Genomic DNA, 23154 nt, shown 5'->3' with positions numbered 1-23154 from the left:
GGGACATCTCCATTGACATCTTCGGCAAGCGTGGGGGAACGGACGGTGGTGGTCTCCCGGCGGGCCGCGCGGGAGGGGGAGGGGGACGGGCACCGGTGCGGGGAACGGAGCGGGGGAACGGAGCGGGGGGCGGACGGGAGGCCCCGGCGGCGGGACCGGGCGCGTCCCGGCCCCGCGCACCGGCCGGTTCAGCCGTAGCGGCCGCCGGTGACGTGCAGGGTCTCGCCGGTGATGAAGGAGGCGCGCTCCGAGACGAGGAAGGCGACGGCGTCCGCGATGTCCTCGGGGCGCCCGGGGCGGCGCAGCGGCTGGGCGGCCACGGCGCGGTCGCGGAGCCGTTCGTACGCGTCGAGGGCGAGCACCGCCTCCGTCTCCATGAAGCCGGGGGCCACCGCGTTGACGGTGATGCCGTAACGGCCCTGTTCGGCGGCGAGCGCGCGGGTGAAGCCGAGGACGCCGGCCTTGGCGGTGGAGTAGTTCGCCTGGCCCGCGGTGCCGAAGTGGCTGCGGGAGGAGATGTTGACGACGCGGCCCCAGCGGCCCTCGATGAGCTGCGGCATGACGGCGCGGGTGACGAGGAACGAGCCCTTGAGGATGACCTCGATGACGGAGTCCCACTCCGCGTCGGTCATCCGGGTGAGGAAGGTGTCGCGCGGGAATCCCGCGTTGTTGACGAGGATGTGCACGGGCCCGAACGCGTCGTTCGCGGCGGCCACCAGGGTGTCGACGTCCGGGCCCGAGGTGATGTCGGCGCGGACGGCGACGGCGCGGTGGCCCAGCGCGGTGATGGCCGCGGCGGTGGCGCGGGCGCCCTCCTCGTCGATGTCGGTGACGACGACGGCGGCGCCCTCCCGGGCCAGCCGCAGCGCGGTCGCGGCGCCCAGACCGCGGGCCGAGCCCGTGATGACGGCCGTGCGGCCGGCGAGTTCCAGATCCATGGTGCGGCTCCTGAGGTGCGGGTGGTTCAGCGGAGATCGGCGCGGCCGGCGTCCAGGACGACCGTCGCCCGTTCGGTGACATGGGTGCGGAAGGAGACGGTGCCGCCGTCGGTCCAGGACTCGGTGCGCAGTGTCTCCCCCGGGTACACGGGGGCGGTGAAGCGGACCCGCAGCCGGTGCAGGCGCGCGGCGTCCCACGCCAGCGGACCGGCGAGCAGGGCGTGCACGGCGACGCCGAAGGTGCACAGCCCGTGCAGCAGGGGCCGGTCGAAGCCGGCGCCGCGGGCCGTGCCGGGGTCGCTGTGCACGGGGTTGTGGTCGCCGCTGAGCCGGTACAGCAGAGCGGCCTGCGGCAGTGTGGGCAGGTCCTGGACGTGGTCCGGCGCCCGTTCGGGAACGCGGTGCGGGGCGGGCGGGGCGGCCATGGTGCTGCCGCAGCCGCCGTTGCCGCGCAGCAGGCTCACCTGGCCGACCTCGGCGAGCAGCCGGCCGTCGGCGCTGTCGGTGAGGCGGCGTTCCTGGTACAGCAGGGCGCCCTTGGCCTCGCCCTTGTCGACGACACCGGTCACGCGCGTGTACCCGGTGACATCGCCGTCGGCGGGCAGCCGCTCGTGCAGGGTGAGGGACTGCTCGACGTGGAGCAGGCGCCGCCAGTCGATGCCGGTACCGGGCTCGCGGGCCCAGAAACCGCTGTAGCCGAGGACGTTGGGCAGGGTCGGGAAGGCCGTGCACCGCTCGGGCAGTACGTAGGCGAGCTGCCGCGCGTCCAGAGGGTCACCGCCGAGCCCGAGCCCGAGCGCGTGGAGGGCGGTGTCACGGGCGGTGTAGCGGTGCCGGACCGGGGCGAACTCGCGGCGCAGCAGTGCGTACGGGTCCATGGTCACCGCCCTGTCCCGTGGGTGACGACGAGGGCGTCCAGCGCCAGGACGCCGAGGCCGTCCGCACGGACGACCACGGGGTTGAGCTCCAGCGAGTCGATCCGGCCGGCGTGGGCGACGGCCAGCGCGGAGACCGTGACCAGGAGGTCGGCGACGGCCCCCGAGTCGGCGACGGGCGCGCCGCGGAAACCGGTGAGCAGGGCGTGGCCGCGGATCTCGGCGAGCATCCGCAGCGCCTCGGCGTGGTCCACGGCACCGACCCGGACGGCGACGTCCTGGAAGAGCTCGGCCTGCACCCCGCCGGTCCCGACCATCACCACGGGGCCGAAGACCGGGTCGCTGCGGGTGCCGACGATGAGATGGGGACCGTCCGGCGCGGTCGCCGCGACGGAGACGCCCTCGACACGGGCGTCGGGACGGGCGGCGCGGACGCGTTCGACGAGCGTGGTGTAGGCGGCGGCCGCCGCGTCGGCGTCGGCGACGCCCAGCAGGACCCCGCCGATCTCCGTCTTGTGCGGGACGTCGGGCGAGACGATCTTCATGACGACCGGGAAACCCGCCTCGCGCGCCGCCTCGGCGGCCTCTCGCGGCGAACCGGTCACCCGGGAGAACGGGAAGGCGACGCCCGCCGGGGCGAGCAGGTTCCGGGCGGTCGCCTCGGAGAGCGGTCCGTCGGGGAACTCCAGGCGGGGGACGGAGGAAGCGGGGCACTCCGCGGGCAGCGGCCGTTCGAAGCCTTCCCGCAGCCGGGCCGCCCCCGCCAGGGCCGCCACCGCGCGCTCGGAGTCGTCGTAGACGAGGAAGCCCGCCGCCTCGTAGGAGCGCACCACCTCGGGCCGTGCCTCCATGCACAGCACGGTCGGCCGGTCCAGGTATGCGGCGGTTCCCTTGCCGATGGCCTCCTTGATGGCCTCGCCGTAGGTGGGCGAGTCGGGGAGCATCGTGAAGGAGCCGACCACGGCGTCGTAGTCGCCCTCGGCGTACATCAGCCGGTAGGTGTCCGTGATCAGCGACATGTCGTTGAGCCAGCCGGCCGTGGTGTCGCAGGGGTTGTCGTCGCTGCCCATCGGGTTGATCTCGCGCAGCCGGGCCCGGGCCTCCTCGGGCAGACCGGCCACGTCCAGCCCGTGGCGCTCGGCCGCGTCGCACAGCTGCACGCCGAAGCCGCCGGAGACGCTGACCACCCCCAGCCGCCGGCCGGCCGGCAGGACGCCGCGGCTGCACACGTAGGCGAGGTCGACCTGCTCCTGCGTGGTGCGGGCCCGGTGGACGCCGTACTGGCGGAAGAGCGCGTCGTAGACGTCGTCGCTGCCGACCATGGAAGCCGTGTGCGAGGCGGCGGCCGCCGCGCCCGTGCTGGAGGAGCCGACCTTCATGAAGATGACGGGCTTGCGCCGCTCGTGGGCGACGGCGAGCGCGGTACGCAGCCGGCCGGCGTCCCGGACCCCCTCGGCGTAGGCGAGGATCACCGACACGTCGTCCTGGAGGGCGAGCCAGTGGACGCACTCGGCGACATCGGTGCCGGCCTCGTTGCCGGTGGACACCCAGTAGCCGACACCGATGCCGCGGTTGCGGCACAGGTAGGCCAGGTGGCCACCGTACGCGCCGCTCTGGCTGACCACCGCCACCTTGCCGCCGGTGGGCACCTCCGCGTCGAAGGCGCTGCTGAAGGTGCCGACGAAGCCGCTCTCGGCGTGCAGCAGCCCCAGGCAGTTCGGGCCGAAGAGGCGCAGGCCACCGGCGCGGGCCAGCTCGGCCAGCTCGTCCTGGAGGGCCTGGCCCGCCTCGCCGGTCTCCGCGAATCCGGCCGCGTAGACGACGGCGGCGGCGACCCCCTTGGCCACGCAGTCGGTCACCGCCTGCTTCAGCAGATGGGAGGGGAGACCGATCAGCGCGATGTCCGGGACGTCGGGGACCGCGTCGAGCGACGGGTAGGCCCGGACCCCCTGGACGGTGTCCCGCTTGTTGTTGACCGGATAGATCGCGCCACCGTAGCCGCTGCGCAGCAGATAGTGCAGGGCCCGTCCCGAGATGCGGCTCGCATCGTCCGAGGCGCCGATCACGGCGACGGAACGCGGCCTGAACGCCTGCTCGAAACCCGTGGGAACGGACGGCGACGGCACGGCTGACATGGGCGGCTCCCTTGATGCTCGGTCAGCGTGAGTGTGGTCCGAGCCACTCTGCGGACGCGGCTGCGGCCATACAATGAGCAAGGAGTGATTGCCAACTCTTGATACACGGGAGGTATCAGCGTGGAGCTACGGCAGCTCAGGCACTTCCTGGAGGTGGCCGAAACCCTTAACTTTCGGACGGCCGCGGAGCGGCTCCACATGACCCAGCCCCCGCTGTCGGTCTCGATCCGCAAACTGGAGGAGGAGGTGAACGCGCGCCTCTTCGAACGCACCACGCACAGCGTCGAGCTGACGGCGGCGGGGGAAGCGGCGCTGGAGCACGCCCGGGCGGCCCTCTTCCACTGCGCGGAGCTGGCCCGGGTCGCCGGGTCGACCGCGGCGGGCGCCACCGGAGTGCTGCGCGTGGGCTTCGTCGGCTCGGCGAAGAACCGGCTGCTGCCGCGGCTGCTGCCCGCCTTCCGGGAGATGTACCCGGGCGTCACCGTGCAGTTCACCGAGGAGACGAACACCGCGCTGGTGGACTTCCTGGAGCGGCACGTCCTGGACATCTGCATCGTCCGGGTTCCGATGATCCGGCGCAGCGATCTGCAGTACGTCACGGTCGAGGCGGACCGTTTCGTGGTGGCGCTGCCGGCCGGGCACCGCTTCACCCGGCAGAAACGCATCACCCTGCGGGACCTGGCCGACGAGCCGTTCATCGACTACACCGCGCACGCCATCCCGGGGCTGCACGCGCTGTGCACGATGCTCTTCCAGGAGGCCGGCGTCACCCCCCGTGTCGCGCAGGAAGCGGTGCAGGTGGAGACGGTGCTGTTTCTGGTGGAGAACGCGATGGGGGTGGCCCTGGTCCCCTCCAGCGCGGCCCGGGGCCGCCGCCAGGGGGTGGAGTTCCGCGAGCTGGACACGGCGGGACCGCAGCCCCCGCTCGGCCTGGCCGTGGCCTGGAACCCGCGCTACCGCAGCCAGTCGGGCCAGCGCTTCCGTGAACTGGCCCAGCGGATCGGCGAGACCATGTCCGAACGGGTGGACTGAACACAGCGGTCGCGCGGATCCACGGGGCCCTGATCCACGGGGCGCGGATCAGTGGTGCGCGGATCAGTGGTGCGCCGCGCCCTCGGTGCTCTCGCGCAGGACGAGGCGGTGTGCCACGACGCGGTCCTGCGGCGACAGGGGGGCGCCCGACGGCGCGTCCGCCGGGTCCCGCGGGCGGTTCGCCTCGTCGATACGGTGCCGCAGCAGATGCACGGCGGCCCTGGCCACCGCTCCCTTGTCGGGGGCCACGGTGCTCAGGGTCGGTACGCTGTACCGCCCGCCCTCCACATCGTCGAAGCCCATCACGGCGATGTCCTCGGGCACCCGTACCCCGTGCTCGTGCAGCGTCCGCAACGCCCCCAGGGCGAGCTGGTCGTTGAGGCACAGCAGTGCGTCGGGGTGCCCGCCGCCGCCCAGCGCCCGGGCCGCCGCCTCGGCCCCGTCGGGCATCCGGAAGGCCGCCACGGGGAGCAGTGCCGCCGGGTCGTAGGCGAGACCCGCCGCCGACAGGGCCGCCCGGTACCCGCGCGTGCGCGCCTCCGCCGTCCCTAGTCCCGCGCTGTCGCGGCCCCCGATGACGAGGATCTCGCGTCGCCCGCGGGCGATCAGGTGGTCGGTGGCCTCGCGCGCGGCCCGTTCGTTGTCTATCGCCACATGGTCGGCCCCCTCCTCCAGCAGCTCTCCCAGCAGGACCGTCGGCGGCGATCCCGCGTGTTCGCGCAGATCGTCGGAGGTCAGGGCGAGCGGGCTGAGGATGACGCCGTCGACGAAGTCGGAGCCGAACCCCGCGAGCGCCGCCAGCTCGTGGCCCCGGTCCCCGCCGGACTGGTGGACCAGCACGGTCAGCGAGGACTGCTCGGCCGCGCGGATGACATGCCGGGCCAGTTCGGCGAAGTACGGGACGTCCAGTTCCGGCACGACCAGGGCGATGATCCCGCTGCGCCCGGTGCGCAGATGGCGGCCCGCCAGGTTCACCCGGTAGCCGAGCTGGTCGATGGCCTCACGGACCACGCGCCGGGTCCGGTCCGACACATGGACGTAGTCGTTGATGACGTTCGAGACGGTCTTCTCCGACACGCCCGCGTGCCGTGCGACGTCCTTGATCCTGGGTCGTGCCACCGCGTCTTCCCCCTGCTCTCGGGCACCGCCGAGTCTATGCCGTGCCGGTCAGGGAGGACGCGCGGACCCCGGTGGGAGCCCTGGCGCGGCCCGGCACCGCCCGCCGGGCAACGGGCCGTGCCACAGCTCTTTACAGCTGTTGTACATCGATGTAAAAACATGGCACCGCACCGGTGGCCGCCGTCAACGGCGCAGCCGACCGGCTGTCGAAAGGTCCGCGATGAGTTCTTCTTCCCCACCCGTCCCGGGGCCCCGGCCCGCGTTCACGCCCCCGCCGCCGGGCGGCCCGAGCCGCCGTGGGCTCCTGCGCTACGGCATGGCCGGGGCCGGCGCCGCGCTGCTCGGCTCCGCCGCGCTGACCGGCTGCGCCTCACCCGCCGCCTCGGCGGACGCCTCGGCCCTGCGCGTCTGGGACCTCTTCCAGGGCGGGGACGGCATGCTGATGGACGACATGATCAAGGCCGTCTCCGCCGCCCCCGACGGCTTCACCGTCGACCGCACCATCCTGGACTGGGGGCCGTCCTACTACACCAAGCTCGCCATGTCGGCCGCCGGAGGCCGCGCCTCCGACGTGGCCGTCCTCCACCTCTCGCGGCTGGCCGGATACGCACCGGGCGGCCTGCTGGACCCCTTCGACCTGGATCTGCTCGCCGAATTCGGCTGCGGCGAGGCCGACTTCACCCCGGCCGTCTGGAAGCGCACACAGCACGAGGGAACCGTCTACGCGGTCCCGCTGGACATCCACCCCTTCATCGTCTTCTACGACCGCGACGCCGCCGACCGGGCCGGACTCCTCGACACCTCGGGCGAACTCGCCCCGATGGGTTCCCCCGAGGCGCTGCTGGACGCGGGGAAGGCGCTCGCGAAGGCCACCGGCGGTGCGGGCATCCTCTTCGGCCATGTCACCGACACCGCGCAGTGCTGGCGGCAGTTCGCGGCCTTCTACGCCCAGACGGGCGCCGAGTTCACCCTGCCCGAGGGCGGGCCGCCCGAGATCGACGTGGACGCCGCCGTCCGGGTCGTGTCGTTCATGCAGCGGCTCTTCGACGGCAGGACCAACCCCAACAACCTCGACTACTACGGGGCGATGGCCGCGTTCCTCGACCGCCGCGGCGGTATGGCCATGCTCGGCGAGTGGGAGCTGCCGACCCTGCGGAAGTCCGGGATCCCGCTGGGCGCCGCGCCCTTCCCGCAGGTCTTCGAGAAGCCCGCCGTCTACACCGACTCCCACAGCTTCGTCCTGCCGCGCCAGGCCGACCCCGACCCCGCGCGGCGGCGCCAGGCGCACCGGTACGTGGCGCAGATGGTCAAGCAGAGCCTCACCTGGGCGAGCGCCGGGCACATCCCCGCGTACCAGCCCGTACTGGCCCGCCCCGAATACGCGGAGCTCACCCCTCAGTCGTCGTACGCGGAGGCGGGAGAGGTGGCGGTGCTCGATCCGCCGAACTGGTTCGCCGGAGCCGCCTCGAACTTCCAGAACCGCATGTGCCAGCCGCTCCAGTCGGCGCTGCTCGGCAACACCTCGGCCGAGAAGGCCGTACGGCAGATGGTCCGCGAGGCGGACACGCTGCTCCGGCAGCCCAACCCGGTGGCCTGACCGGAGCACAAGGAGCTACAGACGTGACAACCACCGCACCCACCGGTGCCGCCGTGCCCACCGGCACGCCGCCCCCGTCCACCGCCCCGCGCGGTCGCCTCCGCCTCCGCGACAAGGGCGCCACCGGCCGGAACAACGGCCTGCTCTTCGTCCTCCCCTTCCTGGTGCTCTTCGTCCTCTTCCTGGTCTGGCCCGTCGTCCATGGCCTGTGGATGAGCCTCACCGACAGCTCGCTCGCGCTGCGCGACACGTCCTTCGTCGGATTCGCCAACTACGCCGAGGCGTTCGGCGACCCGGACGTCTGGAGCAGCCTGGGCAACACGGTCTTCTTCACCCTCATCTCGTGCGTCCCCCTGGTGCTGGTCGCCCTCGCGATGGCGCTGCTGGTGCACAGCGGGCTGGCCGGCCAGTGGGCGTGGCGCCTCGCGTTCTTCGCGCCGTACCTCCTGCCCGTCACCGTGGTGACCCTCATCTGGACCTGGCTCTACCAGCCGGACATCGGCTTCGCCAACCAACTGCTCGGCACCCTCGGCCTGGAGCCCGTCGGCTGGCTCTCCGACGAGGCGGTCGCCATGTGGTCCATCGCCGCCCTGACCGTCTGGTGGACGGTCGGCTTCAACTTCCTGCTCTACCTCGCCGCCCTCCAGGGACTGCCGGAGACCCTCGACGAGGCCGCCGCGCTCGACGGCGCGGGCGCCTGGCGCCGGCTGTGGTCCATCACCCTGCCCCAACTGCGCAGGACCACCGTGATGGTGGGCATGCTCCAGGTCCTGGCCTCGCTCAAGGTCTTCGACCAGATCTACATCCTCACCAAGGGCGGCCCGAACGGCTCCACCCGGCCCATCCTGGAGTACGTCTACGACGTCGGGTTCAGCGGCTACCGGCTGGGCTACGCCTCGGCCGTCTCCTATGTCTTCTTCGCGCTGGTGATCGTCATCTCCCTCGCGCAGCTCCGCTTCTTCCGCCAGGAGGACTGACCGTGTCCGCTACCGCAACTCCCGTGCGTCCGCGCCGCCGTGCGCCCCGCGAGGCCGGCGGCTCGCCGATGCTCCTCGGCCCGGGGCGGCTGCCGCGGGCACTGGCCGGGACGGCGCTGGCCGTGCTGGCGGCCGTCTGGCTGCTGCCGCTCCTGTGGGCGGTCGCCACCTCCCTCCAGAGCGAACAGGACGTGTCGACGCCGGGCCTGTCCCCGTTCAAGGGCGCCCTCACCCTGGAGTCCTACCAGCAGATCCTGGCCCGCGGGAACGTACTGACCTGGGCCTTCAACAGCTTTCTCGTGGCCGGTCTGGTCACGCTGATCACCGTGGCCGTCTCCACGCTCGCCGCGTACGGATTCGCCCGCGGCACGTTCCGCGGACGCCGCGTCCTGCTGGCCGTCACCGTCGCCGCCATCATGGTGCCGCCGCAGCTGCTCATCGTCCCCCTCTTCGAGCAGATGCTCCTGTTCAACCTGGTGGACACGTACGCGGCGATCGTGCTGCCTCAAGTGGTGGCGCCGATGATGGTGTTCATCCTCAAACGGTTCTTCGAGGCCCTGCCCCGGGAACTGGAGGACGCGGCCCGGATCGACGGCGCCTCCGAGGCGCGGGTCTTCTTCTCGGTCGTGCTGCCGCTCTCCCGGCCCATCGTGGCCGCCGTCGCGATCTTCGTCTTCATCGGCGCCTGGAACAACTTCATGTGGCCGTTCATCGTGACCAACGACCCCGGCCTCATGACGCTGCCGGTGGGGCTGGCCACGGTCAAGGACTCCTTCGGGATCGTGTACTCCCACTCCATGGCCTCCGCACTGCTCGCCTCGCTTCCCCTGATCGTCATGTTCCTCCTCTTCCAGCGGCGCATCGTCCGATCGGTGGCCACCACGGGCCTCGGCGGCGCCTGACCCCGTCTCCCGGCGGCGGTTCCCGATCCCGGTCCCGGTTCCGGCCCCGGCCCGGGGCTTCGGGACGCCGCTCCCTCCCCGTCCCGATGCGTCAAGGGCGACTCCGCGGGACATGTTTACAACGATGTACATTCGTGGGTCCGGTCACCGCGCCGCCCGCCCTCACCCCGACTGGAGCACGTGTGCCCACTCCCTCCGTACCGCGTCCGGAGTACCCGCGACCGCAGTTCGTCCGTGCCGACTGGCTCAACCTCAACGGCACCTGGCAGTTCGAGACCGACCGGGGGGACAGCGGTCTGGAGCGGGGCCTCCTGGACCGCGCCCTGACCGGTGAGATCCTCGTCCCCTTCCCGCCGGAGTCGGAGCTGTCCGGCATCGGAGACACCGACTTCCTGGAGGCCGTCTGGTACCGGCGGGTGCTCACCCTGCCCTCCGAGTGGGCCGGACGCCGGGTGCTGCTGCACTTCGGCGCCGTCGACCACGACACCACCGTGTGGGCCAACGGCACCGAAGTGGCCCGCCACCGCGGTGGGTTCACCCCGTTCACCGCCGACCTCGGTGATGTGGCCGGCCCCGGCGACGAGGTCACCCTCACCGTCCGCGCCCGCGACCCGAGGTCGGGCCCGCAGGCCCGCGGCAAGCAGGCCGTCCAGTACGCCAACCACGACTGCAACTACACCCGGGTCACCGGCATCTGGCAGACCGTGTGGCTGGAGCCGGTCCCCGACCTTCATCTGCGACGCCCCCGCATCACGCCCGACCTGGCCGGATCGGCGTTCCATCTGGAACTGCCGCTCTCCGGCAACCGCCCCGGGTACCGGGTGCGCGCCGTGCTCTCCGACCCCGCCGGCGAGGTCTGCCGCGCGGAGGTCCGCGCCGATCTCGACCTCGCGCCGCGCCTCCACCTCCCGGTACCCGAGGAGCGCCGGCGCGAGTGGGGCCCGCAGGACCCGCACCTGTACGACCTGCGCATCGAACTCCTCGACGCGTCGGGCCGGGTGACCGACAGCGCGGACAGCTACGCCGGTCTCCGCGCCGTCGGCATCCAGGGCAAGGCCGTCACCCTCAACGGGCGCCCCGTCTTCCAGCGCCTCGTGCTCGACCAGGGCTGGTACCCGGACGGTCTGATGACCGCGCCGACCGACGAGGCCCTGATCCATGACATCGAGATCGCCATGGCGGCCGGCTTCAACGGCGCGCGCCTGCACCAGAAGGTCTTCGAGGAGCGCTTCCTCCACCACGCGGACCGCCTCGGCTACCTGGTCTGGGGGGAGTTCGGCGACTGGGGCTGTGAGACCGGCGGTTCGTCGGGCGACAACCAGCGGCCGGACGCCTCGTACACCGCCCAGTGGCTCGAAGCACTGGAGCGCGACTACTCGCACCCCTCGATCATCGGATGGTGCCCGCTGAACGAGACGTACCAGAAGCTGCACGACCGCATCACCCAACTCGACGCCGTGACCCGGGCGATGTACCTGGCCACCAAGGCCATGGACACGACCCGGCCGGTCGTCGACGCGTCCGGATACGCCCACCGTGTCACCGAGACCGACATCTACGACTCCCACAGCTACGAGCAGGACCCGGCCGCGTTCCAGCGCCAGATGTCCGGCCTGGCCAAGGACGAACCGTTCGTCAACGCCTACGAGAACGGCGCGCCCTACTCCGTGCCGTACCGCGGCCAGCCCTACTTCGTCAGCGAGTTCGGCGGGATCTGGTGGGATCCGGCCGCTGCCGCCGCCCAGTCCGGCGAGGACCGGACGGAGTCCTGGGGGTACGGCGAACGGGTGCGCGACGAGGACGAGTTCCACGCGCGGTTCGCCGGGCTCACGGGCGTCCTGCTCGACGACCCCGCCATGTTCGGCTACTGCTACACCCAGCTCACCGACGTCTTCCAGGAACGCAACGGCGTCTACCGCTTCGACCGCGGCGCCAAGCTGGACGTCGAGCGGATCCGCGCCGCGCAGATCCGTCCGGCCGCCATCGAGGAGCGCGACCCGCGGTAGCCGGGAGCCTGGGGCCCGGATCCCGTACGCGGGACCCGGGCCCCGTGGGGTGTGGCGCCCCGGTGGAACCGGATGTACCCAGATGTACATCGATGTACAGGGACGGGCGGGACCGCGCCTCACTCCCGCTCGGCGTCGGCGATCATGTCCTTCTCGGCGTCCTCGCGGGCGGCCCCGTCCGGCGCCCCCGGCCGGTCCGAGCGTTCGTCGCCGGCCTCCAGGTCCACGCGCTCGCCCTCCCCGTGCGGCAGGTCTCCGACGCCGTCCTCCCCGTCCGGCACGGGAGGGTCGGGAACCTCCTCGGCGAGGCGCCGGTCCAGGGACTCGCCCTCCAGGCGCTCGGCCGCGGTCGTCCCCTCGCGCTCGACGCCCAGCGGCCGATCGGGCGGTGACCAGCCCTCGTCGTAGGGATCGGAACCCCGGTCGACCAGGGTGTCCTCGGCGTCCAGAATGCCCTGGTCCTCGCCGACCTCGGCGCCGTCCGGCTGGTAGACCTCGTCACCGGTGGTCTCGTTCCTGTCACTCACGCGATCCTCCTCGGCTCGTACCGTCTCCCGCTCCTTCCCCCGTGCCGGGGCGGGGGCGGCGGGAAGGATGGGTCGCCAAGGCGGTGCCGCAGGGACAGCCGCCCGCGGGCGGTTCATCCGTCGGCTCCACCCTCCCATCTCTCGCTTCGGTGTCAAACGGCAGGAGAAACACCACGTCACAGCGGGAGTCGCGCACCGGGAGCGGGCGGGCGGTGTTTGTCGGCGCTGCCTCCGGGCACGTGACCTACGACCGGTACGACCCGATTTTTCGCCCTCCGGAGCCGGACGCGAGCGCCACGATCGGGAGGGCCTTCCGGCACGCTACGGAAGGAGCGACATGAACAGCGAACAACTCACCGAACTGGCCCAGCAGTTGAGGGTCGACTCGGTGCGCGTCGCCGATGCGGCGGGCTCCGGACACCCCACCTCCTCGATGTCCGCCGCGGATCTCATGGCGGCCCTGCTCGCCAACCATCTGCGCTACGACTTCGACCACCCCGGCCATCCGGGCAACGACCGGCTGATCTTCTCCAAGGGCCACGCGTCGCCGCTGCTCTACTCCATGTACCTGGCGGCGGGCGCGATCGACGAGGAGGAGTTCCTCACCTACCGGACCCTCGGCAGCCGGCTCGAAGGCCACCCCACCCCGCGGCTCCCGTGGGTCGACGTCGCCACCGGCTCCCTGGGCCAGGGGCTGCCCGTCGGCGTCGGCATGGCACTCGCCGGACAGCGGCTCGGCCACACCCCGTACCACGTGTGGGTACTCTCCGGCGACAGCGAGATGGCCGAGGGCTCCGTGTGGGAGGCCGTCGAACACGCCGGGGACCAGCACCTCGACTCCGTCACCCTCGTCGTCGACGTCAACCGGCTGGGACAGCGGGGACCCACCCGCCACCAGCGGGACCTGGACGCGTACGGCCGCAGGCTGCGCGCGTTCGGCTGGCACACCGTCGAGATCGACGGCCACGACATGGATGCCGTGGACGCCGCCTTCAACGAGGCGAAGTCCACCCCGCGCCAGCCGACCGCCATCATCGCGGGCACCCGCAAGGGGCGCGGCGTGCACTCCGTCGAGGACCGCGAGGGCATGCACGGCAAGCCGCTGCCGGACGCCGCGAGCGCGATCGAGGAGCTGGGCGGCCGCCGCTCCGTACGGGTGCAGGTGGCCCGGCCCGCCGCGCCGGACACGGCCGCCCGCACCGCGCCGCGGACCGGCCCCGTCCAACTGCCGCGCTACGACGTGGGCGACGAGGTCGCCACCCGGGACGCGTACGGCAGGACGCTCGCCGCCCTCGGAACGGCCCGCGAGGATGTCGTCGCCCTCGACGGCGAGGTGAGCGACTCCACCCGCGTGGAGTTCTTCGCCAAGGAGCACCCCGAGCGGTTCTTCGAGTGCTACATCGCCGAACAGCAGCTCGTGGCGGCCGCCGTCGGCATGCAGGCACTGGGTCTCGCACCGTATGTCTCCACCTTCGCCGCCTTCCTCACCCGTGCGCACGACTTCCTCCGCATGGCGGCCGTCAGCCGGGCCTCGTTCACCGTCGTGGGCTCCCACGCCGGCGTCGCGATCGGACAGGACGGCCCCTCCCAGATGGGTCTGGAGGACCTCGCCATGTTCCGCGCCGTGCACGGCAGTACGGTGCTCCACCCCTGCGACGCCAACCAGACGGCGCGGCTGGTGGAAGCCACGTACGGACTGTCCGGCGTCCGCTATCTGCGCACACTGCGGGGAAAGACACCGGTCGTCTACGGACCCGACGAGCAGTTCCCCATCGGCGGCAGCAGGACGCTGCGCCGTTCCGACGGGGACCGCGTGACACTGATCGGCGCCGGCACCACCGTCCACGAGTGCCTCGCGGCGGCGGACGCCCTCGCCGGTGAGGGCATCCCCGTCCGTGTCATCGACCTCTACTCGGTCAAGCCCGCGGACGAGGCGGCACTCCAGGCCGCGGCGGACGACACGGGCTGTCTGATCACGGTGGAGGACCATCACCCGGAGGGCGGGATCGGGGACGCGGTGGCCGAGGTGTTCTCGGACGGCCGCCCCGCGCCGAGGCGCCTCGTCCGCCTGGCGGTGGGGAACCAGCCCGGATCGGCGACGTCCGGGGAGCAGCTGCGTTCCGCGGGGATCGACGCCGAGTCGGTGGCCGCGGCGGTGCGGCTGCTGACGGAAAGGGTCATGGTCTGACCCTGTTTCGCGGCGAGCCACGGGGTACTCGAACCGATGTCCAGGAATCGGAGCGGAGGAGAGAGGACCCCATGAGCACGCTGCCGATCACCGCACAACAGGACATCGAAGAGGACGGGGACACCTGGGCCTGGCTGCGGTACGCGGCCTGCGCCGACGCCGACCCGGAGCTGTTCTTCCCCGTGGGGGAGTCCGGGCCCGCCGTCGAGCAGGTGGAACGTGCCAAGCAGGTGTGCCACGCCTGTCCGGTGGAGAGCCAGTGCCTCGCGTGGGCGCTGAGCACCGAGCGCACCACCGGAGTGTGGGGCGGTACGGACGAGGCGGAGCGCAGGCGGCTGCGCCGCCGCGCCGACCGGCGCCGGAGCCCGCGGAGCCGGCCGGGGCGCGGGGAGTCACGGGCCCGCGGCCCCCGGCCGAACTCGCCGTCCTGAGACGGCGGTCACCGCCCGCCGCGGTGGCCGTCCCAGGACGGGAGCCGACCGGAGTGGGAAGGGGCGCCACGGGAAGCCGTGACGGTCCCGCTGTCCCGCTGTCCCGCTATTCCCCCGACGGCGCCGGCAAGGTGACCCCCAGGGCCACCGGAGTGCCGAAGTTGGGCGTGCCGTCGGCGTTCCACGTGAACTTCTGCGCCCTGGTGGAGCGGTTCATGTCACAGCCTCCGCCCGCCGAGCTGTTGGCGTGGTACACCATCCAGTCCTCGGTCCCGTCGGGCGACTTGAAGAAGCCGTTGTGACCGGGACCGTACACACCGTTGGCGTTGGACCGCTGGAAGACCGGGTTCGGTGACTTGACCCAGGAGGACGAGTTGAGCGGGTCACCACCGTTGTAGGTCAGCATGCCCAGCTTGTAGTCGGGTGTGGAACAGTGACTGGCGGAGTACACGATGAACGTCCTGCCGCCCCGCTGGAGGACCTCGGCGCCCTCGTTGACCGCGCCGCCCACCGTCTCCCAGCCGTAGGTCGGCGTGGAGAGCACCCGGCGGGTGCCGCTCGCCGTCCACGGGTTGGACAGCGGCCGGATGAACATCGGCTGGGAGCCGTTGTAGAAGGTGCCCAGGAGGTAGAGCTTGCCGTCGAGTTGCAGGATGCCCGGGTCCAGCTCCCAGGTGTTGTCCTGGGTCGGGTCGAGCAGGTCGGCCTTGAAGCTGTAGGGCCCCATCGGGTCGAGTCCGGCGCTCTCCAGCACATGGATCCGCTGGGTGCCCAGGTCGTACGGCTCCCGCCCGGCCGTGTAGTAGAAGTACCACCGCTTTCCGCTGGGGCCGTCGAGCAGATGGAACTCCGGCGCCCACATGGTGCCGGCGCCGTTGGGCCGCGTGAGGTTGAAGACCACCTGCTCGGTGGCGGTGGCGAGACCCGCCAGGGTGCTCGCCTTGCGCATGGTGACGGTCGAGTTCCAGGTCGTGGTGGCGAGGTAGTAGTACCCGTCGTAGTACGTGAGCCAGGGGTCGGGCCCGCGCTGGGCGAGCGGGTTGGTGAAGGTGCGGGTGCCCGTACCGCCCCCGGCGAAGCCCGGCAGCCGCCACACCCTGCCGTTCGCGGCGGCGCACGGCAACTGCACGAGGCTGGTGCCGGAGGCCGACGCGCCGCCGCTCGGGGTGACACACTTGCCCGAGCTGACGGAGACCAGGTTGAAGGTCCGGTCGGTGCCGCCCACCGCCACCGGCACGAGGCGCCACTGCTGGTTCGTCGCGCCGTGGCAGGGCCACTGGATGACCGCGCCGTTGTCGGCGGTGGACGCGCCGGAGACATCGGCGCACTGGCCGGACGGTGTGCTGATCGTGTACGTGTCGGCCGTCCCGGCGACGGGGGTGAAGCCGAAGTTCTGGCCGGCTCCGCCACCGCAGGTGAACGCGCGCAACTGCGTACCGTTGGCGGTCGAACCGCCCGGCAGGTCCAGGCAGTTGCCGCCGTTCTGGTTCACCCCCGTCGAAGTGAAGGCGGTGGCGGCGGTGGTGGCGGAGACGGGTGGCGCCACCAGGAAGGCGACCACCCCGGTGAGTACGGCCACCAGCACGGAGAGACATCTGGAGCGGGTCACTGGTGCACATCCTTCATCGGTCGGTCAGGGCCCGTGCGTGCGCGGATGTCGCCGGGTGGGCCGGTGACCGGGCCCCGCCCCTGTGGTGGACCTTGACCTCGGTGAGGCCCGTCCTGGCCCCGGAGGCGTGGGTGGCCAGGACCCGTATGCGCTGGGCGCTGACCGCCGGGAACCGCACCAGGTTGTAGTTGGCCCTTGGCACGGCCGGACTCCTGGTCTGGCCGGGCACCGTCACCCAGGAACTGCCGTCGTAGTACTGGATGGTGTAGGCGGACGGGGCCCGGTGGACGGTGCTCGCCGGGCGGCTGTCCTTGAAGTACAGGCGCACCTCGTCGAGGGTGCGCGCGGTGCCGAAGTTCAGCTCGTACCAGTCCTGGCTGTTGGGGGAGGAACCGGCGCCCCAGAACGGCTCGTTGGTGGGATACCCGTCGACCGCGCCGGAGACATTGCTCCCGGAACCGGTGTACGAGGCGGAGACGGACGCCCCGGAGGCCAGGTTGGGCAGATCCGCGGTCAGGTCGACGCCGGCCTTGGCGAGCATGTCGACCATCCGGGGACTGTTCTGCACCACCTGGTTGGGGGCCTTGAGCCCGGGGACGGCCGTGTGGTGGGTGACCGTGCCGCTCGTGGTGACGTCACCGGTGGCCGGGTCCCAGGTGAGGGGCACCAGGGAGCTGACGGTGGCGACCCGGTTGCCGTTGACGAAGATCGAGTAACCCTCCGGGATGCCGGGGTAGCGCACCACACCGTCGGCCGGGTCGTCCCAGACGACGGACAGGTCGGCGCCCCGGTAGCGGAGGTTGTTGACGGTGAAGTGGCTCCAGCCGATGTTGATCGGGGAGAGCTCGACCTTGGCGTCGTTGCGCGGCCGCAGTCCGGCCACGTCCTCGATCACGGTCCAGTTGCTGCTGCCGAGGATGTTGTGGTGGATCCACGAGCGGTAGTCGATCCCGGTGCCGTTCCAGTCGGCCCAGAACTCGTTGGCGTCGGGCCACTGGGTGTTGCCGCCGACGTACTGCGCCCAGGTGTTCCAGTAGAGCAGCTTCTTGTAGTCGGTCGCGTTCATCCAGGAGTTGGGGTAGTTGCGCAGCACGGAGGAGTACAGCCGGAACTGCACGGTGGAGTTGATGGTCGAGAAGTTGTTGGAGCCCGGGCTGCCGGCGTCCGCCGCGGCCTTCTTGTCCACCTGGTTGGCCGTGTAGAAGGGGAAGACGGGGTACTGGGCCGGGTCGTCGTAGAGACGCAGGGCCTGCCGGTACGCCGCGGTGTTGGGGACGGCGCCGACCGAGAACGGATAGTAGTTGTTGATCTCCTTCCAGGGCACCCACTCGTTGGTCGACTTGAGCCGGTGCTCGAACAGCTGCCGGTTCGGGTTCCACAGCACGTTGACGATGGCGTCCTTGATCTGTCCCGCCAGCGTGCGCAGCTCGGTCGCCTTGGCGGTGTTGCCGGTCGCCTCGTACGCCTGCGCGGCGGCGAGCGCGCCGCTGTACTGGTAGGCGGACTCCGCGCGGTCCATGTTCCCGGGCTTCCAGTGGAAGGACACCGCGTCGGCGTCGTTGCCGGTCAGGGCGCCCCAGTCGTACTCGATCAGCTTGTTGTTGTCATGGTCGTAGTAGGCGAGCTGGCCCTTGACGTCGCCCTCCGCGTACCGGGCGAGGCTGCCGGCGATCGCGGGCTGGCCGCCGTGGATCTGGTAGCTCTTCCACGCCGCCTCGGCGATGTACTGGGTGTAGCTGTTGGACCAGTTCTCCGGGTCGCCCGGGTTGTCGAGGAAGCGGCCGCCCTTGGACGTCTGGCCGGCGCTGAGCCAGTCCCCGTACGCGTAGGCCGGGTTGCGCAGGTACTTGAGATCGTCGATGTGCATGGGCTGGGTGAGCGCGATCGCGTTGTTGTAGCCGAGGACGCCCTCGGTCGACGTGGGGAACTGGAAGGTCTGCCCCGGGATGTCCGCGTCCAGATTGTTGAAGCGCATCAGCCACCAGCGGTAGTAGATGTTCTTCTTGATCGCGGGCTCCGGCACGTCGATGTACGGCACGTTCTGCGCCCACCACAGGTTGTACGCCCTCACATGAGTGGCGAACGCGGTGGCGTTGGAGTAGCCCGCGTAGGCGTTGTACTCGGTGAGCGACTCGGGGATCTCATCGGTGACGAAGCCCATCACCACCTTGGCGGTGACGGTGGCCCCGGCCGCGATCGTCACGGAGCGGTTCAGCCCGCCGCCGGAGGCGGTGAAACCGTCGCCGGTGAGCCGCGGACGGATCGTGGTGAGGTTGTTGTACGCGTTGACCTGCCCGGTCAGCTCACCGCCGGTGCCCGTGGTGGCGTACGGGGAGACGGCCCGTAACTGCAGCGTGGTGGCGGCGCTGCCGGTGTTCCTGATCGACAGATTGGTCACGGCGACGTTGTTGTCGGTGATGAACTTCGTCTGGTCGACCGTGACCGTGCCACTGGTGTGCACACTCTTCCAGTGGCTGGGCGCCTGCCGGCGCTGGGAGACCTGTTCGGTGAAGGTGCCGGGGGTGACCGCGACGCTGTAGGCGTTCTGGTTGTTGATGCCCTCCCAGTACGCGACGTTGCCCCCGAAGCCGAGCACGGCGGGGTTGTGGGTCTTCATGAAGAGCGCGCGCCCGCGGCTCATCAGCCAGGGACCGGCCGGGTCGTTGCCGGAGCGCGCCAGCAGCCGGTCCATCCAGAAGTCGGTCCCCGAGCTCTCCGCGTCGTACATGGCCCGCATCATGTCGCCCGGCGTGTGGGCCACGGGCGGGGCCGGGATCGCGGGCCCGTTGAAGGTGGGGAACCCGATCGTCTGCGCCGCGACGGCCGGGGGCGCGGTGACGACGGAACAGACACTGAGCACCAGTGCGACGAGGAAACCCCTCGTGCGCAGGCGTCGTGCCCGGTGGACGTGCGGTCTTCTCATCGGATGCTCCGTGTCCAGTTGACAACAGGCGTGTGCTCGCGATGGCGCCGGCGTTCCTGACCCGAGGAGTGCGGAAACGGACCTGAAAGGTTTTCGCAACGTAGGAGCGAGCTGATGGCGTGTCAAGGGAGGCTGCGGAGTACCGGTACGGCGAACCGCCCCGTTCAGGACAGCGGCGCCGTCGACCCCCTGATCACCACGCGGCAGGGCAGGGCCTCGATCCCCGAGCGCCGGGCCCCGGAGATCGCGGTGAACAGGGCGTGCGCCGCGGCGCGGCCGACCTGTTCGAGATTCATGTCGACGCTGGTCAGCGGCGGACGCGAGGAGGCCGTCAGGACCTGCCAGTTGTCGAAGCCCATGACCGCCACGTCCTCCGGCACCCGCAGGCCGCGCTCGCGCAGCACGTCCATGACGCCGCGGGCGATCTGGTCGCTGCCGCACAGCACGGCGTCCACGTCGGGGTGCCGGTCGAGGAGCAGCGCGGTGGCCGCCCGCCCCCACCCCTCCGACCAGGCCCCGTACCGCGCCTCGCCCACCAGGGCGAGTCCGGCGCCGGCGAGCGCGGCCCCGGCCCCCTCGGCCCGGTCCCGCGCCGCGAGGTACCCGGGGTCGCCGGTGATGTGCGCGATCCGGGTACGGCCGCAGGCGAGCAGGTGCTCCACCGCGATCCGGCCGGCGTCGACGTTGTCGGGCACGATGGACAGGTCCGCCGGATCGTCCGAGGGCGCGTACGCGTGGACGACGGGGACGGGCAGCTCCCGGCCGAGCGACGGACGGGGGTCGGTCCTGCTGCCCACCACGATGAGGCCGTCGACCCGGCGCCCGAGCAGCGCGCGGACATGGTGCTGTTCGCGGATGGCGTCGCCCCGGGCGTCACAGAGGAAGACCGCGACCTCGCCCGCCCCGAAGGCGTCCTCGGCGCCCATGAGGATCGGGATGCTGAACCGGCCCTCCAGGTCGCTGGTGAGCAGGCCGACGGTGCCCGTCCGCCCGGCGAGCAGCCCGCGGGCCAGCTGGTTGGGCCGGAACGACAGCCGCTCCGCCGCCTCGATCACCCGCTGCCGCGTCTCGGCGCGCACCTGGCTGCGGCCGTTGAGCGCCTTGGACGCGGTGGCGACGGACACGCCTGCCAGCCGGGCGACATCGCTGAGCCGGGCCGGGTGCGAACGAGCGGGGCCGGTGGCCTGTGACATGGGAGTTCTCCTGTTTTCGCGTCGCGTGGGGGAAACCGTACGCGAGAAGCTTTCGGCCCGGGCGGGTCCAGGGCGTATCCGCGGCTTTCGGGGGTGGCCGGACAGCGGTTCCGTGCAAGGGGATTGACGGGCGGTGCACCGGGTTCTAGCTTGCTGAAAGCCTTTTCGGTTCATTTCTGTCGAGTGCAGTGCCACCACATCCGTCGTCCCGACCGGCGGCCCGCCCACGGGCCGGGGCCGCCACTCAAGGGGGATCGTCATGGGGAGTACGGCCGGACCGCGCGACCTCTTACGCGCCCGCTCACGCCGCCTCGTCACCGGTGGCGCCGCCCTGCTCGCCGCCGCCGGCCTGCTCGTGGCATGCGGTTCGGGGGACGGCGGTTCGGGCGGCGGCGGACAGGGCGGGGCGGCGGCGCGGGCCCGGGGTGTCGACGACGGCACCACACTCACGATGTGGACGCGCGCGGCGACCCGGCCGCAGAGCGAGGCGCTGGTGAAGGCGTACAACGCACACCACAAGAACAAGATCGAACTCACCGTCGTCCCCACCGACGACTACCAGGCCAAGGTCGGAGCGGCCGCCGGATCCCGCGACCTCCCCGACCTCTTCGCCTCCGACGTGGTGTTCGTCCCCAACTACACCTCCAGCCGGCTCTTCGCCGACCTCACCGAACGCATCGACGCCCTGCCCTTCGCCGACCGCCTGGCACAGTCGCACATCAAGGCCGGTACGTACGAGGGCAGGAAGTACGTCGTGCCGCACACCCTCGACCTGTCGGTGCTCTTCTACAACAAGGACCTCTACCGCCGGGCGAAGCTCGACCCCGCGAAGCCGCCCGCCACCCTGGCCGAATGGGACCGGCAGGCCCGGGCCGTGGACGCGCTGGGCGGCGGTGTCGACGGCACCTTCTTCGGCGGCAACTGCGGCGGCTGCGGTGTCTTCACCTGGTGGCCGTCCATCTGGGCCGGCGGAGAGGACGTGCTGGACAAGGAGGGCACCGAGGCGAAACTCGACTCCGGCACGGCGCGGAAGGTCTACGAGACCTACCGGGGATGGGTACGGGACGGCGTCGTGGCGCCCGGCGCGCGCGACGAGACGGGAGCGACCTGGACCGGGGTCTTCCCCAAGGGCAAGGTCGGGGTGATGCCCATGCCGTCGACCACCCTCGGGCTGATGCCCGAGAACCTGGACCTCGGCGTCGCGCCCATCCCCGGACCCGACGGGGGCCGGTCCACCTTCGTCGGCGGTGACGCCATCGGTGTCTCCGCCACGAGCCGCTCGGCCGACCAGGCCTGGAACTTCCTCGCCTGGTCGCTGGGCGACGAGGCGCAGGTCGACGTGGTCGCCGCGCACAAGGACGTGGTGGCGCGCACCGATCTGGCGTCCAACGAACACTCCGACGCGGACCCGCGCCTGGTGCTGATCAACCAGCTCGTGGCGGACGGCCGCACCCCGTACGCCCTGAAGTTCGGCCAGACCTTCAACGACCCCAACGGGCCCTGGCTGAGCCTGATGCGCGACGCCGTCTTCGGCGACGGGGCGTCCGTGGAGAAGGACAACAAGGCGATCACCGCCTCGCTGAGGGACTGACCACCCCGCTCGCCCCCGGCCGGCGGGCCCGGCACGCCCCCTCCGGCGATTCCCGAGAGCCCTACGCCCCTTTCCCCGTCTCCCACGTCACCCGGCAGAGGAGCACCATGCAGGTGAAGGCGCCGCCCGACCGAGTGGCCGCCGTGCCCCGGACCCCACCGCGGCGCCCGGCCCACCGAGCCGCCGGCGCCGCGCCCCGATGGCGCTCGCGCACCGTCCAGGGGCTCGGCTACGCGGCCCCCACGGCCCTCTTCGTCGGGGTCTTCTTCCTGCTGCCCCTGCTCCTCGTCGGGCAGATGTCGCTCAGCGACTGGCCCCTGCTCGCGGGAGACCAGGGCGCCAACGCCCCCGAGAACTACACCGATGTCGCCGGCAGCACCCTCTTCTGGCCCGCCGTCCGCTTCACCCTCCTCTACACCGTGATCGTCACGGTGGCCCTCCTCGGGCTGGCGCTCCTCCTCGCCCTGCTGGTGCAGCAGTCCCGCCCCGGCACCGGTTTCCTCCGTACGGTCTACTTCCTGCCCGGCGCCCTCGGACTGGCCTCCGCCTCCCTGCTGTTCTGGGGCCTGTACAGCCCCACCACCGGCCCGCTCGGCCGCCTTCCGCAGCGGCTCGGCCTCACCGACGACCCGGTGTCCTTCCTCGGCACGCCGACCTCCGCCCTGCTGTCGACGGTCTTCCTCGTCGTCTGGAAGTTCGCCGGTTTCTACATGCTGATCCTCCTCGTGGGCCTCCAGCGCATCCCCCACGAGGTGTACGAGGCGGCACGGACGGACGGCGCGAGCCGCGGCCAGATCTTCCGGTCCATCACCCTCCCGCTGCTCCGGCCGTCCCTCGCGCTGTCCCTGCTGCTGTGCGTGACCGGATCACTGCTCGCCTTCGACCAGTTCTTCGTCCTCACCAAGGGCGGCCCCGACAACAGCACCGTCACCGTCGTGCAGTTGATCTACCGCGAGGCGTTCCAGCGGCTGGACCTCGGCACCGCGGCGGCTCTCTCGATCATCGTGCTGGCCGCGCTGCTCCTGCTCAACGCCGCCCAGTTCCGCGGCCTGCGCCGCACCGACGCATCATGACCCGCGCCGTCCGGAAAGGCACCGTCCGGAGAGGCACC

The 23154-nt window shown here is 71.6% G+C and carries 17 protein-coding genes; 9 read left to right on the top strand and 8 right to left on the bottom strand.

Features of this window, described 5'->3' with window-relative positions:
- Nucleotides 1–188 precede the first annotated feature (188 nt).
- Genes fabG through ACFTZC_RS15105 form a run of 3 tightly spaced genes read right to left on the bottom strand, consistent with a single transcriptional unit; the run spans nucleotide 189 to nucleotide 3948 of the window.
- A complete protein-coding gene (gene fabG / locus ACFTZC_RS15115) occupies nucleotides 189–938 on the bottom strand; it encodes a 3-oxoacyl-ACP reductase FabG (RefSeq protein ID WP_382889645.1) in 750 nt (249 codons plus the stop codon).
- 26 nt (nucleotides 939–964) lie between these two features.
- Complete coding sequence (locus tag ACFTZC_RS15110) at nucleotides 965–1816, bottom strand: MaoC/PaaZ C-terminal domain-containing protein (RefSeq protein WP_382889643.1); 852 nt, start codon at nucleotides 1814–1816, stop codon at nucleotides 965–967.
- Between the two features lie 2 nt (nucleotides 1817–1818).
- The gene (locus ACFTZC_RS15105; RefSeq protein ID WP_382889641.1) at nucleotides 1819–3948 is read right to left on the bottom strand and encodes an acetate--CoA ligase family protein; all 2130 of its coding nucleotides are present in this window, start codon (nucleotides 3946–3948) and stop codon (nucleotides 1819–1821) included.
- A 120-nt stretch (nucleotides 3949–4068) separates the two neighbouring features.
- Between ACFTZC_RS15105 and ACFTZC_RS15100 the strand changes: the two genes are divergently transcribed.
- A complete protein-coding gene (locus ACFTZC_RS15100; RefSeq protein ID WP_382889639.1) occupies nucleotides 4069–4980 on the top strand; it encodes a LysR family transcriptional regulator in 912 nt (303 codons plus the stop codon).
- 63 nt (nucleotides 4981–5043) lie between these two features.
- Here the strand turns inward: ACFTZC_RS15100 and ACFTZC_RS15095 are convergent, their stop codons facing one another.
- Nucleotides 5044–6099, bottom strand: coding sequence for a LacI family DNA-binding transcriptional regulator (locus tag ACFTZC_RS15095; protein WP_382889637.1), 1056 nt, complete (start codon nucleotides 6097–6099; stop codon nucleotides 5044–5046).
- Between the two features lie 220 nt (nucleotides 6100–6319).
- Here ACFTZC_RS15095 and ACFTZC_RS15090 point away from each other — a divergent pair, with 220 nt between their 5' ends.
- The 4 genes from ACFTZC_RS15090 to ACFTZC_RS15075 all read left to right on the top strand — a co-directional run bounded on the left by ACFTZC_RS15090 (nucleotide 6320) and on the right by ACFTZC_RS15075 (nucleotide 11581).
- Complete coding sequence (locus ACFTZC_RS15090) at nucleotides 6320–7696, top strand: extracellular solute-binding protein (protein ID WP_382889635.1); 1377 nt, start codon at nucleotides 6320–6322, stop codon at nucleotides 7694–7696.
- 23 nt (nucleotides 7697–7719) lie between these two features.
- Nucleotides 7720–8673 carry a carbohydrate ABC transporter permease gene (locus ACFTZC_RS15085; RefSeq protein ID WP_382889633.1) on the top strand — a complete coding sequence of 318 codons (954 nt, stop codon included), beginning with the start codon at nucleotides 7720–7722 and terminating at the stop codon, nucleotides 8671–8673.
- 2 nt (nucleotides 8674–8675) lie between these two features.
- Complete coding sequence (locus ACFTZC_RS15080; protein WP_382889631.1) at nucleotides 8676–9575, top strand: carbohydrate ABC transporter permease; 900 nt, start codon at nucleotides 8676–8678, stop codon at nucleotides 9573–9575.
- 182 nt (nucleotides 9576–9757) lie between these two features.
- The gene (locus ACFTZC_RS15075; protein WP_382889629.1) at nucleotides 9758–11581 is read left to right on the top strand and encodes a glycoside hydrolase family 2 protein; all 1824 of its coding nucleotides are present in this window, start codon (nucleotides 9758–9760) and stop codon (nucleotides 11579–11581) included.
- Between the two features lie 119 nt (nucleotides 11582–11700).
- On the opposite strand, the gene ACFTZC_RS15070 is transcribed toward ACFTZC_RS15075, so the two are convergent.
- A complete protein-coding gene (locus tag ACFTZC_RS15070; RefSeq protein ID WP_382889627.1) occupies nucleotides 11701–12108 on the bottom strand; it encodes a hypothetical protein in 408 nt (135 codons plus the stop codon).
- 337 nt (nucleotides 12109–12445) lie between these two features.
- Here ACFTZC_RS15070 and ACFTZC_RS15065 point away from each other — a divergent pair, with 337 nt between their 5' ends.
- Both ACFTZC_RS15065 and ACFTZC_RS15060 read left to right on the top strand, forming a co-directional pair.
- Entirely contained in the window at nucleotides 12446–14296 is a 1851-nt protein-coding gene (locus ACFTZC_RS15065; protein WP_382889625.1) for a transketolase, read from the top strand.
- Nucleotides 14297–14367: 71 nt separating this feature from the next.
- Nucleotides 14368–14727 carry a WhiB family transcriptional regulator gene (locus tag ACFTZC_RS15060; RefSeq protein WP_382889623.1) on the top strand — a complete coding sequence of 120 codons (360 nt, stop codon included), beginning with the start codon at nucleotides 14368–14370 and terminating at the stop codon, nucleotides 14725–14727.
- 106 nt (nucleotides 14728–14833) lie between these two features.
- Here the strand turns inward: ACFTZC_RS15060 and ACFTZC_RS15055 are convergent, their stop codons facing one another.
- From ACFTZC_RS15055 to ACFTZC_RS15045, 3 genes are all read right to left on the bottom strand, one after another.
- Nucleotides 14834–16336, bottom strand: coding sequence for a family 43 glycosylhydrolase (locus ACFTZC_RS15055; protein WP_382889621.1), 1503 nt, complete (start codon nucleotides 16334–16336; stop codon nucleotides 14834–14836).
- A 13-nt stretch (nucleotides 16337–16349) separates the two neighbouring features.
- Nucleotides 16350–19259, bottom strand: a complete 2910-nt coding sequence (locus tag ACFTZC_RS15050) for a discoidin domain-containing protein (RefSeq protein WP_382889619.1) — start codon at nucleotides 19257–19259, stop codon at nucleotides 16350–16352.
- Nucleotides 19260–19423: 164 nt separating this feature from the next.
- Nucleotides 19424–20452, bottom strand: coding sequence for a LacI family DNA-binding transcriptional regulator (locus ACFTZC_RS15045; protein WP_382889617.1), 1029 nt, complete (start codon nucleotides 20450–20452; stop codon nucleotides 19424–19426).
- 259 nt (nucleotides 20453–20711) lie between these two features.
- Between ACFTZC_RS15045 and ACFTZC_RS15040 the strand changes: the two genes are divergently transcribed.
- Both ACFTZC_RS15040 and ACFTZC_RS15035 read left to right on the top strand, forming a co-directional pair.
- The gene (locus tag ACFTZC_RS15040; protein WP_382889615.1) at nucleotides 20712–22043 is read left to right on the top strand and encodes an ABC transporter substrate-binding protein; all 1332 of its coding nucleotides are present in this window, start codon (nucleotides 20712–20714) and stop codon (nucleotides 22041–22043) included.
- Nucleotides 22044–22150: 107 nt separating this feature from the next.
- Complete coding sequence (locus tag ACFTZC_RS15035; RefSeq protein WP_382889613.1) at nucleotides 22151–23116, top strand: carbohydrate ABC transporter permease; 966 nt, start codon at nucleotides 22151–22153, stop codon at nucleotides 23114–23116.
- Nucleotides 23117–23154 lie beyond the last annotated feature (38 nt).

The sequence above is a fragment of the Streptomyces sp. NPDC056987 genome (assembly GCF_042673865.1).
GTDB lineage: Bacteria > Actinomycetota > Actinomycetes > Streptomycetales > Streptomycetaceae > Streptomyces.
Note: the sequence above shows the minus strand (reverse complement) of the source record. Positions and strands in the feature narration are given on the sequence as shown.

What these genes read in the sequence shown, in the direction of transcription:
- ACFTZC_RS15035 (WP_382889613.1), top strand. Translation starts at nt 22,151, where the DNA reads ATGCAGGTGAAGGCGCCGCCCGACCGAGTGGCCGCCGTGCCCCGGACC.
- fabG (WP_382889645.1), bottom strand. Translation starts at nt 938, where the DNA reads ATGGATCTGGAACTCGCCGGCCGCACGGCCGTCATCACGGGCTCGGCC.
- ACFTZC_RS15040 (WP_382889615.1), top strand. Translation starts at nt 20,712, where the DNA reads ATGGGGAGTACGGCCGGACCGCGCGACCTCTTACGCGCCCGCTCACGC.
- ACFTZC_RS15045 (WP_382889617.1), bottom strand. Translation starts at nt 20,452, where the DNA reads ATGTCACAGGCCACCGGCCCCGCTCGTTCGCACCCGGCCCGGCTCAGC.
- ACFTZC_RS15090 (WP_382889635.1), top strand. Translation starts at nt 6,320, where the DNA reads ATGAGTTCTTCTTCCCCACCCGTCCCGGGGCCCCGGCCCGCGTTCACG.
- ACFTZC_RS15110 (WP_382889643.1), bottom strand. Translation starts at nt 1,816, where the DNA reads ATGGACCCGTACGCACTGCTGCGCCGCGAGTTCGCCCCGGTCCGGCAC.
- ACFTZC_RS15060 (WP_382889623.1), top strand. Translation starts at nt 14,368, where the DNA reads ATGAGCACGCTGCCGATCACCGCACAACAGGACATCGAAGAGGACGGG.
- ACFTZC_RS15050 (WP_382889619.1), bottom strand. Translation starts at nt 19,259, where the DNA reads ATGAGAAGACCGCACGTCCACCGGGCACGACGCCTGCGCACGAGGGGT.
- ACFTZC_RS15065 (WP_382889625.1), top strand. Translation starts at nt 12,446, where the DNA reads ATGAACAGCGAACAACTCACCGAACTGGCCCAGCAGTTGAGGGTCGAC.
- ACFTZC_RS15105 (WP_382889641.1), bottom strand. Translation starts at nt 3,948, where the DNA reads ATGTCAGCCGTGCCGTCGCCGTCCGTTCCCACGGGTTTCGAGCAGGCG.